We start from the raw sequence: 13,442 nt of genomic DNA, 5'->3' as shown, positions 1-13,442 counted from the left end.
GCGGCTTGCCGCCTGAACGATGGCGATCCAACCCGAACCGATCCGTCTGGTGGTCGGGCTGGGCAACCCGGGCCCGCGTTACGCCGAAACCCGGCATAACGCGGGTTTCTGGTTTGTGGACACCCTGGCCCGCCGGCATGGCGCGGAATTTCGCCCCGAGAGCCGCTTCGATGGCGACGCGGCGCGTCTGGTCCTGCCCGAGGGCGACTGCTGGCTGCTCAAGCCCATGAGCTTCATGAACAAGAGTGGCCTGCCGGTGCGCAAGTGCGCCGACTTCTACCGCATCCCGCCCGAGGCCATCCTGATCGTGCATGACGAACTGGATCTCGATCCGGGAGTGGTTCGGCTGAAGCTGGGTGGCGGGCATGGCGGGCACAACGGCCTGCGTGACCTGCATCGGCACATGGGCGGTCCGAACTACGCCCGGCTCCGGGTCGGGATTGGCCACCCGGGACAACGCGATGACGTGGTGCCCTTCGTGCTGGACCGCCCCGGAAAGGCCGATACCCGGGCCATCGAGGAGGCCATCGACACGGCTTTGGACCAGATCCCGGCCCTGGTGGCCGGACGCTGGGACGAGGCGGTGCGCAATCTGCATGGCGGTGGGTCGAAGCCGGCCGCCGGCCCCAAGAACCCCGAGGAAGCCCGATGAGTCTGAAATGCGGGATCGTGGGCCTGCCGAATGTCGGCAAGTCCACCCTGTTCAATGCCCTCACGCGCGCGGAGATCGCCGCGGAGAACTATCCCTTCTGCACCATCGACCCGAACGTCGGTGTGGTGGAGGTCCCGGATCCGCGCCTGACGCGCCTGAGCGAGATCGTGAAGCCCCAGCGCACGCTGCCGACCACGGTCGAGTTCGTGGACATCGCCGGGCTGGTGGCCGGGGCCGCGCAGGGCGAGGGGCTCGGCAACCAGTTCCTGGCGCACATCCGCGAGACCGACGCCATCGCCCAGGTCGTGCGTTGTTTCGAGGACGACGACATCGTGCATGTCGCCGGCAAGGTGGATCCGATCGCCGACATCGAGACCATCAGCACCGAGTTGATGCTGGCGGATCTGGAGACCGTGAACAAGGCGCTGACGCGCCTGGCGCGTGCGGCGAAGTCGCAGGACAAGACCGCGATCGCCCAGCTGCAGGCGGCCGAGAAGGTCGCGGCCGGCCTGGATCAGGGAATCCCCGTGCGGGCGCAGGATCTGGACGCGGACGAGCGTCGCGCGCTGTACGATCTGCATCTGCTGACGCTCAAGCCGCTGATGTACATCGCCAACGTCGACGAGGCCTCGCTGGCCGGGGGCAACGCCATGGTCGAGGCCGTGCAGGCCAAGGCCGCCGAGGAGGGTGCCGAGGTGGTCAGTGTCTGTGCCGCTATCGAGGCCGAGATCGCGGTGCTGGACCCCGAGGAACGTGCGGAATTCCTGGCCGATTTGGGGCTGGAAGAGCCGGGTCTTGACCGGGTGATCCGGACGGCCTATCGCCTGCTGAACCTGCAGACTTTTTTCACTGCGGGCGAGAAAGAGGTGCGCGCCTGGACCGTGCGCCAGGGCTCCACCGCGCCGCAGGGCGCGGGGGTGATCCACACCGACTTCGAGCGCGGTTTCATCCGTGCCGAGGTGGTGGGGTACGACGACTTTGTCGCCCACAACGGCGAGCAGGGTGCGAAGGATGCGGGCAAATGGCGCCTCGAGGGCAAGGAATACGTGCTGAAGGAAGGCGACGTGGTACATTTCCGCTTCAATGTCTGAGCGTTATACTAGGAATTGAGCTTGGGGTGCGGCGCGACGCCGCCGGCGCCCCGTTCTGGCACCAAATTTCGGGAGTACAGTAATGGACGTAATGGATCGCATCCGCCAGCAGGTGGAAGACAATCCGGTGGTGATCTTCATGAAGGGCACCCCGCAGTTCCCCATGTGCGGGTTCTCCAGCCGTGCGGTGGAGGCGCTGAAGCGCTGTGATCAGGAATTCGGCTACGTGAACGTGATCGCGGATCAGGAGGTCATGCAGAACCTGCCGCGTTTCGCCGACTGGCCGACCTTCCCGCAGGTCTACATCGACGGCGAACTGATCGGGGGCTGCGACATCACCCTCGAGATGTTCGAGAACGGCGAGCTCAAGAAGATGGTCGACGCCGCCCACGCCAAGCGCGCCGCGAGTTAGGAACACCGTGCCGTAGTCCAGCTCTGTGGGCTGCGGCACACCCCAAGTCCCTCATCGCGAGGCCCCGCGGGGGCTGTGGCGATCTCCCGACATGACTCTGGATCCACGGTCGTGGTCGTGTCGGGAGATTGCGTCAGCCCTTCAGGGCTCGCAATGACGGGGTCGGCCTCGGGCACTAATATCAGCTCCCGGGCGGAAGCTCTTCCGGGTCGGGCAGGCGTAGCGCCGGCTGCGGCACCCCGATCCCGTCCTGCCAGCGGTTGGCGATCTGGCAGAAGATGTCTGCGGTCTTTTCCGCGTCGAACGCGGCGCTGTGGGCGGACTCGGTATCCCAGCCAAGCCCCGCGGCGTCGGCCGCTCGTGCCAGCACCGTCTGACCAAAGGCTAGTGCCGAGAGTGACACCGTGTCCAGGCTGCTGAACGGGTGGAACGGGTTGCGCTTGATCCCGCAGCGTTCGGCAGCGGTATGCACGAAGCCAAGGTCGAAGTGTGCATTGTGTCCGACCAGGATCGCGCGCTTGCAGTGGTTGACCTTCACTTCACGGCGGACCTCGCTGAACAGCTTCCCCATCGCCTGATCCTCCGGCCAGGCTGCCCGCAGCGGGTGGTACGGGTCGATGCCGTTCACTTCCAGGGACTTCGGGTCCATCTCCGAGCCTTCATAGGGACGGACATGCAGACTCACCGTGCGATCGCGCACGAGATGGTCCTGCTCGTCCCGACGCAGAAACACCGCGGCCACTTGCAGGAGCGCATGGCGGCGGCAGTCGAAGCCCCCCGTCTCGACGTCCACCACCACCGGCAAAAAGCCTCGGAAACGGTTCGCCATTGGGCGGTGCTGCGGGTCCAGCTGGACGGGTTCGGCCATGGTTTTGCTCGATCTCGATGGGGGTGTTTCGCGGGTTTCGGAGTCGGTGCGGGCGGATCGAAAGACTTTTGAGGTGTTTGCGGATTTTTCCGCATATTTTGCCGACGTTCGGCGCCATAGAAGGCTTTCGCTTGACCTGTTGGCGGCACAGTCGGGATACTTGCGCCTTTTATGCCCGCCCGACACCGGCGCATGGTAGCAAATGCCCGACCGCCCGGTGGCCCGGCCCTGTAGTGGCAACCCGATTCCCAACCCGTTTTCAGGGGTAGAACGCATGGACCCGAACGCGACCGAACACGATATCGACCCGCAGGAGACCCAGGAGTGGATTGACGCCCTGGCCTCCGTGCTGGAGACGGATGGCCCCGAGCGGGCACATGCCCTCCTTGAACGTCTGGTCGACAAGGCGCGCCGCAGCGGGGCCTACCTGCCGTACTCCGCCAACACCGCCTATGTGAATACCATCCCCACGCACCTGGAGCCGGAATATCCGGGCGACGGCGCGGTGGAGCATCGCATTCGTTCCTACATCCGCTGGAACGCGATGGCGATGGTGGTCAAGGCCAACCGAGCCTCCGCCGAACTGGGCGGACACATCGCGACCTTCGCCTCCGCCGCGACGCTGTACGACGTTGGCTTCAACCACTTCTGGCACGCCCCGTCGCATGACCACGGTGGTGACCTGCTGTTCGCCCAGGGTCACTCCTCGCCGGGCATCTACGCCCGCGCGTTCATGGAGGGGCGCCTGACCGAGGAACAGCTGGATCACTTCCGCCGCGAGGTCGACGGCAAGGGCCTGTCGTCCTACCCGCACCCGTGGCTGATGCCCGACTTCTGGCAGTTCCCGACGGTCTCCATGGGGCTTGGCCCGATCATGAGCATCTACCAGGCGCGCTTCATGCGCTACCTGCAGGATCGCGGCCTGGCGCAGACCGAAAACCGCCGCGTGTGGAGCTTTGTCGGCGACGGCGAGGTGGACGAGCCCGAGACCCTCGGTGCAATCACCCTGGCCTCGCGCGAGAAGCTCGACAACCTGACCTGGGTGGTCAACTGCAACCTGCAGCGCCTGGACGGCCCCGTGCGCGGCAATGGCAAGATCGTGCAGGAGCTGGAGGCGATCTTCCGCGGCGCTGGCTGGAACGTGGTCAAGGTGCTGTGGGGCCGCTACTGGGACCCGCTGCTCGCCAAGGACACCGACGGCCTGCTGCAAAAACGCATGATGGAGGCGGTCGACGGCGACTACCAGAACTACAAGTCGCGTGACGGCGCCTACGTGCGCGAGCACTTCTTTGGCAAGTATCCCGAGCTCAAGCGCATGGTGGCCAACATGTCCGACGAGGACATCTGGCGCCTGAATCGCGGGGGGCACGACCCGGTCAAAGTCTATGCGGCCTACAAGGCGGCCACCGAGCACAAGGGACAGCCGACCGTGATCCTCGCCCACACCGTGAAGGGCTACGGCATGGGCGCGGCGGGCGAGGCCCAGAACCGCACCCACAGCCAGAAGAAGATGGATGCGGACGACATGAAGCAGTTCCGCGACCGCTTCAACATCCCGCTGTCCGACGAGCAGGTGGAGAAGGCCGAATATATCAAGCCGGATCCCGACTCCGAAGAGATGAAGTACATGAACGCGCGGCGCAACGACCTGGGCGGTCACCTGCCCGTGCGTCGGCCGCTGGCCACGCCGCTCGAAGTGCCCGGGCTGGATGCCTTCAACGGCCTGCTGGAGGCTTCCGGCGAGCGCGAGATGTCCACCACCATGGCCTTCGTGCGCCTGCTGACCCTGCTCGCCCGCGACAAGAAGATCGGCAAGAACATCGTCCCGATCGTGCCCGACGAGGCACGGACCTTCGGCATGGAAGGGCTGTTCCGCCAGCTGGGGATCTATTCCTCGGTCGGCCAGCTCTACGAGCCGCAGGACAAGGAACAGGTGATGTATTACAAGGAGGACAAGAAGGGCCAGATCCTGGAAGAGGGGATCAACGAGGCTGGCTCCATGTCCTCCTGGATTGCCGCGGCCACGTCCTACTCCACGCATGGCGTGGCGATGGTGCCGTTCTACATCTTCTATTCGATGTTCGGCTTCCAGCGGGTCGGCGACCTGATCTGGGCCGCCGGCGACATGCGCGCGCGCGGCTTCCTGATGGGCGCGACGGCCGGGCGCACCACGCTGGCCGGCGAAGGCCTGCAGCATGATGACGGTCACAGCCTGATGATGGCCGCCAACGTGCCCAACTGCATCGCCTACGACCCGACCTTCGCCTACGAGCTGGCGGTGATCGTGCAGGACGGCATGCGCCGCATGTACGCGGAGCAGCAGAGCGTCTTCTACTACATCACCGTGATGAACGAGAACTACCCGCAGCCGGCCATGCCGAAGGGCGCCGAGGAAGGCATCCGTCGCGGCCTGTACCGGTTGCAGGCCGGCGGACGCAAGAAAAAGAAGGTGCGCCTGCTGGGTTCCGGAACCATCCTGCGCGAGGCCATCGCCGCCGCCGAAATGCTGGACAAGGACTTCGGCGTGGCCGCCGAGGTCTGGAGCGCGACCAGCTTCAACGAGCTGGCCCGCGACGGCCGCGATGCCGACCGCCATGCGCGCCTGAACCCGGAGGCCAAGCCACGAAAGTCCTGGGTCGAGGAGTGCCTGGGCGGCTCGGACGACCCGGTGGTGGCCGCCACCGATTACGTTCAGGCCTACGCCGACCAGATCCGCGCCTTCGTGCCGGCCGACTATCGCGTGCTGGGCACCGACGGCTTCGGCCGCTCGGACACCCGCGCGGCGCTGCGCCGGCACTTCGAGGTCGATCGTTACCACATCGCGGTCACGGCCCTGAAGGCCCTGGCCGACGCCGGGACCGTCGAGGTCAAGACCGTCACCGACGCGATCAAGAAGTACAAGATCGACGTCGAACGGCCCAACCCCTTGCAGGCCTGAGGCCGCCGGTACCGAGGCAGGAGCAGACATGAGCAACACGACTACCGTGCACGTACCGGACATCGGTGACTTCAAGGACGTCGAGATCATCGAGGTGATCGTGAGCCCGGGGGACACCATCGCCCCGGAGGATCCGCTGATCACGCTGGAATCGGACAAGGCCTCCATCGAGATCCCGGCCCCGCAGGGCGGGACCGTGAAAGCAGTCAAGGTAAAGGCCGGCGACCGCGTCAACGAGGGCGATCCGATCCTGGAACTGGAACCCTCCGACGAGGGTGCCGCCGAGGACAAGTCCGCGAAAGACGAGCCGCCGAAGCAGGAAGCATCCTCTTCGGATGCCAAAGCCGAATCGGCCCCCGAGGCCGAAAAGCCGCAGCCCTCCGAGGCGCCGAAGGCCGCCGACCGGGCCGACCCGCGCCCGTCGCCCACCGAGCACATCCGTGACGAGTCGGCCTTCCGCAAGGCGCATGCCTCGCCGGTGGTGCGCAAGTTCGCGCGCGAGCTGGGCGTCGACCTGAGCAAGGTCGACGGATCCGGGCGCAAGGGGCGCATCCTGCGCGAGGACGTGCAGGGCTTCGTCAAGCGCGCCTTGAGCCAGGGCGCTGGTGGCGGGCTGGGGGTCGAGCCGATGCCGGAGATCGACTTCTCCGAATTCGGCCCGATCGAGACCCAGCCGCTGTCGAAGATCAACAAGCTCACCGGCAAGAACCTGCATCGCAACTGGGTCACCGTCCCGCACGTGACCCAGTTCGACGAGGCCGACATCACCGAGCTCGAGGACTTCCGCAAGTCGCTGAAGGCCGAGTACGAAAAGAAGGGCGTGAAGGTCACCTTCCTGCCGTTCCTGATGAAGGCGGTGGTCTCCGCGCTCAAGCAGTACCCGCGTTTCAACGCCTCGCTGGACGCGACCGGCGAGAACCTGATCATCAAGCAGTACTACAACCTCGGCATCGCGGTGGACACCCCGGACGGCCTGGTCGTCCCGGTGGTGCGCGACGTGGACCGCAAGAGCCTGGTCGACATCGCTTCCGAACTGATGGACCTGTCCCAGCGTGCCCGTGACAAGAAGCTGAAGCCGGCGGACATGCAGGGGGGGTGCCTGACCATCTCCAGCCTCGGCGGGATCGGCGGGACCCAGTTCACGCCGATCGTGAATGCCCCAGAGGTCGCGATCCTGGGCGTGTCGCGCTCCAGCATGAAGCCGGTCTGGAACGGCAAGGAGTTCGAGCCGCGCCTGATTCTGCCGCTGGCGCTGTCGTACGATCACCGGGTGATCGACGGCGCCCTGGGCGCGCGCTTCGCTACCACGCTGAGCGGGCTGTTGTCCGACATGCGCCGCATGCTGCTGTAACCGAATTCGAACCGGAGCGATTGGATGAGCCAGACCAAGACCATCGAGGTCCCGGACATCGGGGATTTCAAGGACGTCGAGATTATCGAGGTCCTGGTGCAGCCGGGCAGCGAGATCGCCCCGGAAGATCCGTTGATCACCCTGGAGTCCGACAAGGCGACCATCGACGTGCCCGCCCCCGAGGCCGGCACGGTGAAGAAGCTGCACGTGAAGGTCGGGGACAAGGTGTCCAAGGGCAGCAAGCTCCTGGATCTCGAGGGGAGTGGCGAGGCCGCGGGCGGCGCGGATGCGCCGGCGTCCGGCGGCGGCGAAAAGGCCGAATCCGCGAAGGCGGAGTCCGGCGCCGCGAGTGCGCCGAAAAAGGCGGCGGCCCCCAAGGCGGCCGCCGACCCGAACACCGACAGCCAGTGCCAGGTGCTGGTGCTGGGTTCCGGCCCCGGCGGTTATACCGCCGCCTTCCGCGCCGCGGATCTGGGCCTGGACGTGGTGATGGTCGAGCGCTATCCGCAGATCGGCGGCGTGTGCCTGAACGTCGGCTGCATCCCGTCCAAGGCGCTGCTGCATGCCGGCGAGGTGCTGCACGAGGCCGAGCGCTTTGCCGCGCTGGGCATCAAGTTCGGCGAGCCGGAGATCGACCTGGACGGGCTGCGTGGCTACAAGGGCAACGCGGTCAAGAAGCTGACCGGCGGGCTCAAGCAGCTGTGCAAGCAGCGCAAGGTGCGCGTGGTGCAGGGCACGGGCGAGTTTGTCGGTGCCAACAGCATCGCTGTGGAGGGTGATGACGGCCGCGAGGTGATTGGTTTCGAGCACGCGATCATCGCGGTCGGTTCACAGGCGATCAAGCTGCCCGGCTTCCCCTGGGACGACGAGCGGGTGATGGATTCCACCGACGCGCTGGACCTGGCCGAGATCCCCGAGCGCATGCTGGTGGTTGGTGGCGGCATCATCGGCCTGGAGATGGCCTGCGTGTACGAGTCGCTGGGTGCGAAGGTCACGGTGGTGGAGCTGTCCGACACCCTGATGCCGGGCGCGGACCGCGACATCGTGCGCCCGTTCGAGAAACGCGCGAAGAAGCGCTTCGAGAATATCTTCCTGAAGAGCAAGGTCTCCGGTGCCAAGGCCACCAAGGCCGGGATCCTCTGCCAGTTCGAGGGCGAGGCCAAGGGCCTGCCGGAAGAGGACACCTTCGATCGCGTGCTGGTCGCCGTGGGCCGCGGCCCGAACGGGGCGAAGATCAAGGCCGAGGCGGCCGGCGTGCAGGTGAGCGAGCGCGGCTTCATCGAGGTCGACAGCCAGCAGCGCACCAACGTCGAGCACATCTTCGCCATCGGCGACGTGGTCGGCCAGCCGATGCTGGCGCACAAGGCCACTCACGAGGGCAAGGTTGCCGCCGAGGTGATCGCCGGGCACAAGGTCCACTTCGACGCCCGCGCGATCCCGTCGGTGGCCTATACCCACCCCGAGGTCGCCTGGATGGGCGTGACCGAGGAGCAGGCCAAGGCCGACGGTATCGAGTACACCAAGGGCGTGTTCCCCTGGGCTGCCTCCGGGCGGGCGATCGCGCTGGGTGCCGAGGACGGCCTGACCAAACTGCTGTTCGACGCGGATGGCCGCGTGATCGGAGCCGGTATCGTCGGTCCGTCCGCCGGCGACCTGATCGGCGAGGCGATGCTGGCGCTGGAGATGGGTGCCGAGATGGAAGACATCGGTCTGACCGTGCACCCGCACCCGACCCTCAGCGAGACGGTGGCCTTCGCCGCCGAGGTCGCGCACGGCTCGATCACCGATATCCTGCCGCCGAAAAAGCGCTAGCGGGTTATGGCCGGCCTGCGCCAGTGGCTGCGTTGCGCGCTCCCGGGGCTGGTCCTGGGGGCCGGCATGGCCACGGCGGGCGCGGCGCCGTACAGCGAGCCGCTGGAGCGTAGTGACTGGCAGTTGACCGAGGAAGATGCCACCTGCCGCATTCAACAGGCCGTGCGTCACGGCGGTACGTTGCGTTTCGAGGCCCGGCCGGGTCTGTTGACCGCCGTCTTCTGGCAGGCCCCCTACGCGATGCCGGCCGGCGGCGCGCCGCGGCTGCGTACCGGCGCGCCGGAATGGCTGCGCCCGGCGACGCAATCGTCGCTGGATGTGCGGTTGCAGCCCCGCGACGCTCACCTGTTCCGGGTTCCCCAGGCGTTGGCGCAGCCCCTGAAGGCCCGACTTCTGGCCGGCCATGACGTGCGCATCGATTTTCCCGATGGCGACGACTCGGTGCACTTCCGGGGTATCCGCTTTGCCCTGCGGGCGCGGGATTTCCGCGCCTGTTACGGGGAGCAGGACACGCTTGCCGCGACCCCGGAAACGGGGGCCCTGGACCGCTGGAGTGTCTATTTCGAAACGGGTAGCCATCGTCTGAATGCCGAGGCGCGCGAGGTTCTGCAACGTGCGGCCCGAGTCCTGGCGGCTGCGGAGGCCCCACGCATTCGCGTCGTTGGCTGGACGGATGCCGCCGGCCCGCTGGAGATCAACCGCCCCCTCAGCCGCAATCGTGCCGAGGTGGTGCGTGAGGCCCTGGTGGAAGCGGGTGTCCCGGCCGCGGGCGTCGAGATCGAGGCGCCTGGCGTGGATCCGGCCGCCGATGGCGCGCGTCAGGCCTCGCGGCGCAGTGATATCTGGTGGCTGGATACGGGCGATTCGGGCGCGGGCGGCGCGTCGGTTGAGGTGCTGCCGGGCGCCGGCCCGGAAGAGCCCAGGGGCCACGATCCGCGCCCCGATTCGGCCCCGGCTGCCCCCTCCGAGACCCCGGCATGGTAGTGACGCCAGCCGTCAAAACGACTATATCTTTACCTTAGGAAAAGGATAGAAATTCTTATGAGCTCCTCGATCAAGCGCGTCGTCCTCGCATACTCCGGCGGTCTGGATACCTCGGTCATCCTCAAGTGGCTGGAGGATCAGTACGGCTGCGAGGTCATCACCTTCACCGCCGATCTGGGCCAGGGCGAGGAGGTCGAGCCGGCCCGCGCCAAGGCCGAGGCCCTGGGCGTGAAGCAGATCTACATCGAGGATCTGCGTGAAACCTTCGTGCGCGATTACGTCTTCCCGATGTTCCGCGCCAACACGATCTACGAGGGCGAGTACCTGCTGGGTACCTCCATCGCGCGCCCGCTGATCGCGCGGCGCCTGGTCGAGATCGCCGAGGAGACCGGAGCCGACGCGATCGCCCACGGCGCCACCGGCAAGGGCAACGACCAGGTGCGCTTCGAACTGGGCGCCTACGCGCTGAAGCCGGGCATCAAGGTGATCGCCCCCTGGCGCGAATGGGACCTGAACTCGCGCGAGCGCCTGATGGCCTACGCCGAGCAGCACAACATCCCGGTGGACTACAAGAAGCAGGGCACCAAGTCGCCGTACTCCATGGATGCCAACCTGCTGCACATCTCCTACGAGGGTGGCCCGCTGGAGGACCCGTGGACCGAGGCCGAGGAAGACATGTGGCGCTGGTCGGTCGCCCCCGAGGCGGCCCCCGACGAATCCGAGACCCTGACCATCGGCTTCGAGAACGGCGACCCGGTCTCGATCAACGGCGAACGCCTGAGTGCGGCGGCGCTGCTGTCGAAGCTCAACGAGCGTGGCGGGGCCCATGGCGTGGGCCGGCTGGATATCGTCGAGAACCGCTACGTCGGCATGAAGTCGCGCGGCTGCTACGAGACCCCGGGTGGCACCATCCTTCTCAAGGCGCGCCGGGCGCTGGAGTCCCTCACTCTGGACCGCGAGGCGGCGCATCTGAAGGACGAGCTGATGCCGCGTTACGCCAGCATCATCTACAACGGCTACTGGTGGAGCCCGGAGCGGCGCATGCTGCAGGCCGCGATCGACGACACCCAGGGGGTCGTCAACGGCGAGGTGCGCCTGCGCCTGTACAAGGGCAACGTGATCGTCGCCGGCCGGCGTTCCGAGGACACCCTGTTCGACGACGCCATCGCCACCTTCGAGGATGACGCCGGGGCCTACGACCAGAAGGACGCCGAGGGCTTCATCCGCCTCAACGCGCTGCGCCTGCGTATCGCCGCCAGCCGCAACCGAAAGCCGACATGACATGACGGACCCCGGTTTCCGTTGCCGACGGTTCAGGAGCGCCCGCTGGGGGGGCTCCGGAGCCGGGTGGCTGGGGCGGCTGGGCCTGTTGCTGCTGCTGGTGATCGGCGGGCTCGCCCCGCTCGCGGCCCAGACGGTGGACGAAGGGGATGCCGTGGCGAGCGAGGAGCGTCTGGTGCTGGGCGTTCTGGCCCATCGCGGGGACGATGTCGCGCGCAGCCGGTGGACCCCGTTCGTCGAGTACCTGTCGGAACAGGTGGAAGGCGCCTACTTCGAACTCGAACCGGTGGACAACGACGCTCTGCAGGCGGCGGTGGCGGAAGATCGCTTCGATCTGGTCCTGACCAACAGCGGGTCCTATGTGATGCTGGAACAGCAGCACGGGATCTCGCGAATCGCGACCATGCAGCCGCGGCAGGTCGGCCGTGACGAGGATCGCTTCGGCGCGGTCGTGATCGCGCGGGCCGATCGCGAGGACCTGGTGGAACTGGGGGACCTGAGCGGTCAGCGCCTGTCCGCGGTGCATCCCGATGCCTTCGGAGGCTGGTGGATGACCTGGCGCGAGTTGAAGGCGGCCGGCGTGGACATCGAGACCGACCTGGCATCGCTGGTGTTTACCGGCTTTCCGGTTAGCCGGGGCCTGGACTGGGTTCTTCGGGGCGAGGTCGACGCCGCGACCTTCCGTACCGGCATCCTGGAGGATCTGGCGGCGCGCGGCGACCCGCGAGTCGAGCAGGTCCGCGTGGTCGGCGAGCGCGCCTTTCCGTCGTTCGCCTACCGCGCCAGCACCCGCCTGTACCCCGAGTGGCCACTGGCGATGCGCGGCGATCTGGATGCCGGGCTGGCCCACGCGATCCTGCTGGCGACCCTGTCGCTGGAAGAGGGGCACCCGGCGAGCCGGGCAGCCGGCATCGGCGGCTGGGCTGCGCCCCGCTCCTACGAGGACGTGCACGGACTGATGTACGAACTGGGCGTCGGCCTGTACGCGCCGCAGCCCTTCGACATCCTGGCCTGGCTGCGCGCAAACCTCGTGTGGCTGGTCTCGGCGCTGGCCGCGGTGGCGCTGCTGGCGCTGCTGTATGTCTCGCGGGTGCATGCCCGGGTGCGCCGTTCCGGGCGTAACCTGGAGCGCAGCATGGAGGCGATTCCGGACGCCGTGATCACCCTCGACGCCCGCGGCGGGATCTCCTATGTGAATACGGCGGCCCGCGAGTTGGCCGGCCTGACGCGTGACCAGGTGCTGGGCTGTTCCCTGGACCAGCTTCTCGACCTGCGCGAACTGGGTACCAGTCGTCCCCTGCTGCCGGACGATGCCCGGGGGGACCGGCTCGAACAGACCCTGGGCGAGCGTTCGGATGCGCGCCTGGTGCGTCGCGATGGCCACGAACTGATCGTGCGCATTGCCCGCACGGCCCTGGATCCGGTGGCCGGCAGTTCGGTGCGCACGTTGCTGGTGCTGACGGACGTCTCCGAGGAGCGTCGGCTGGTGGACCGCCTGGTACACGAGGCCAGTCACGATGGCCTGACCGGGCTGCTCAACCGGCGCGCGTTCGAGCGCGAGCTGGAGATGGCCATGCATGCCGTCCGCGACAATCGCGCGGTGGCCAGCCTGCTGCTCGTGGACCTGGACTATTTCAAGGAGGTCAACGATCTCCATGGCCACCGGGTCGGTGACGAGTTGCTGCGCCAGGTGGCCCATGTGCTGCGTCAGCTGACCCGGGGTCATGACGCCGTGGCGCGGATCGGGGGGGACGAATTTGCGATCATCGCCCGTGACACCAATGCCGAGTATGGGCGTATCCTTGGCCATCGGATCTGCGCGGCCCTCGCGGATCGCCCGTTGCAGGTGGAGGCCCGGGACGTCACCATTGGCGCCTCGGTGGGCGTGGTCGAACTGGGTCCCGATGTGCCTGGCGTCGACGAGGCATTCGTGGCGGCTGATCGCGCCTGTTACCAGGCCAAGGATCAGGGCCGGGGCCAGGTCGGGCTGGCCCGCAAGGCGGACATTCACCCGATCACCGGGTCCTGATGGATGCGCGCCACCGGCGCGGAA

9 protein-coding genes and 1 pseudogene are annotated in these 13,442 nt (G+C 67.1%); 9 read left to right on the top strand and 1 reads right to left on the bottom strand.

The features are described from left to right. Window positions 1-19: 19 nt before the first annotated feature. The 3 genes from pth to grxD all read left to right on the top strand — a co-directional run bounded on the left by pth (window position 20) and on the right by grxD (window position 2,155). Window positions 20-652 carry an aminoacyl-tRNA hydrolase gene (gene pth, locus F817_RS0109965; RefSeq protein ID WP_024327511.1) on the top strand — a complete coding sequence of 211 codons (633 nt, stop codon included), beginning with the start codon at window positions 20-22 and terminating at the stop codon, window positions 650-652. Next, window positions 649-1,743 (top strand): redox-regulated ATPase YchF, encoded by a 1,095-nt coding sequence (gene ychF / locus F817_RS0109960; RefSeq protein WP_024327510.1) that lies wholly within the window; start codon window positions 649-651, stop codon window positions 1,741-1,743. Before pth ends, ychF begins: the two co-directional genes overlap by 4 nt. 82 nt (window positions 1,744-1,825) lie before the next feature. Continuing rightward, a complete protein-coding gene (gene grxD / locus F817_RS0109955; protein WP_024327509.1) occupies window positions 1,826-2,155 on the top strand; it encodes a Grx4 family monothiol glutaredoxin in 330 nt (109 codons plus the stop codon). A 181-nt stretch (window positions 2,156-2,336) separates the two neighbouring features. On the opposite strand, the gene rnt is transcribed toward grxD, so the two are convergent. Next, window positions 2,337-3,023, bottom strand: a complete 687-nt coding sequence (rnt, locus tag F817_RS0109950) for a ribonuclease T (protein WP_024327508.1) — start codon at window positions 3,021-3,023, stop codon at window positions 2,337-2,339. A gap of 274 nt (window positions 3,024-3,297) precedes the next feature. On the opposite strand from rnt, the gene aceE reads away from it, so the two are divergent. The 6 genes and pseudogenes from aceE (at window position 3,298) to F817_RS0109920 (ending at window position 13,418) form a co-directional block, all read left to right on the top strand. Continuing rightward, window positions 3,298-5,961: a pyruvate dehydrogenase (acetyl-transferring), homodimeric type gene (aceE, locus tag F817_RS0109945; protein WP_024327507.1), complete on the top strand. Its 2,664-nt coding sequence runs from the start codon at window positions 3,298-3,300 to the stop codon at window positions 5,959-5,961. Beyond that, window positions 5,951-7,312, top strand: a pseudogene (aceF, locus tag F817_RS0109940) (dihydrolipoyllysine-residue acetyltransferase); the annotation flags it as partial. The gene aceE and the pseudogene aceF, both read left to right, overlap by 11 nt. Before the next feature lie 24 nt (window positions 7,313-7,336). Continuing rightward, the gene (lpdA, locus tag F817_RS0109935; protein WP_024327505.1) at window positions 7,337-9,124 is read left to right on the top strand and encodes a dihydrolipoyl dehydrogenase; all 1,788 of its coding nucleotides are present in this window, start codon (window positions 7,337-7,339) and stop codon (window positions 9,122-9,124) included. 6 nt (window positions 9,125-9,130) lie between these two features. Continuing rightward, window positions 9,131-10,108, top strand: coding sequence for an OmpA family protein (locus tag F817_RS0109930; protein ID WP_024327504.1), 978 nt, complete (start codon window positions 9,131-9,133; stop codon window positions 10,106-10,108). A 57-nt stretch (window positions 10,109-10,165) separates the two neighbouring features. Beyond that, window positions 10,166-11,389, top strand: a complete 1,224-nt coding sequence (locus tag F817_RS0109925) for an argininosuccinate synthase (protein ID WP_024327503.1) — start codon at window positions 10,166-10,168, stop codon at window positions 11,387-11,389. Between the two features lie 91 nt (window positions 11,390-11,480). After that, window positions 11,481-13,418, top strand: a complete 1,938-nt coding sequence (locus tag F817_RS0109920) for a diguanylate cyclase domain-containing protein (protein ID WP_029681090.1) — start codon at window positions 11,481-11,483, stop codon at window positions 13,416-13,418. Window positions 13,419-13,442: the final 24 nt, after the last annotated feature.

Source organism: Thioalkalivibrio sp. AKL19 (assembly GCF_000420165.1).
Classification (GTDB): Bacteria; Pseudomonadota; Gammaproteobacteria; order Ectothiorhodospirales; family Ectothiorhodospiraceae; genus Thioalkalivibrio.
Note: the sequence above shows the minus strand (reverse complement) of the source record. Positions and strands in the feature narration are given on the sequence as shown.

Coding starts and splice junctions, on each gene's coding strand:
- lpdA (WP_024327505.1), top strand. CDS start 7,337: ATGAGCCAGACCAAGACCATCGAGGTCCCGGACATCGGGGATTTCAAG.
- pth (WP_024327511.1), top strand. CDS start 20: ATGGCGATCCAACCCGAACCGATCCGTCTGGTGGTCGGGCTGGGCAAC.
- ychF (WP_024327510.1), top strand. CDS start 649: ATGAGTCTGAAATGCGGGATCGTGGGCCTGCCGAATGTCGGCAAGTCC.
- rnt (WP_024327508.1), bottom strand. CDS start 3,023: ATGGCCGAACCCGTCCAGCTGGACCCGCAGCACCGCCCAATGGCGAAC.
- grxD (WP_024327509.1), top strand. CDS start 1,826: ATGGACGTAATGGATCGCATCCGCCAGCAGGTGGAAGACAATCCGGTG.
- F817_RS0109925 (WP_024327503.1), top strand. CDS start 10,166: ATGAGCTCCTCGATCAAGCGCGTCGTCCTCGCATACTCCGGCGGTCTG.
- F817_RS0109930 (WP_024327504.1), top strand. CDS start 9,131: ATGGCCGGCCTGCGCCAGTGGCTGCGTTGCGCGCTCCCGGGGCTGGTC.
- aceE (WP_024327507.1), top strand. CDS start 3,298: ATGGACCCGAACGCGACCGAACACGATATCGACCCGCAGGAGACCCAG.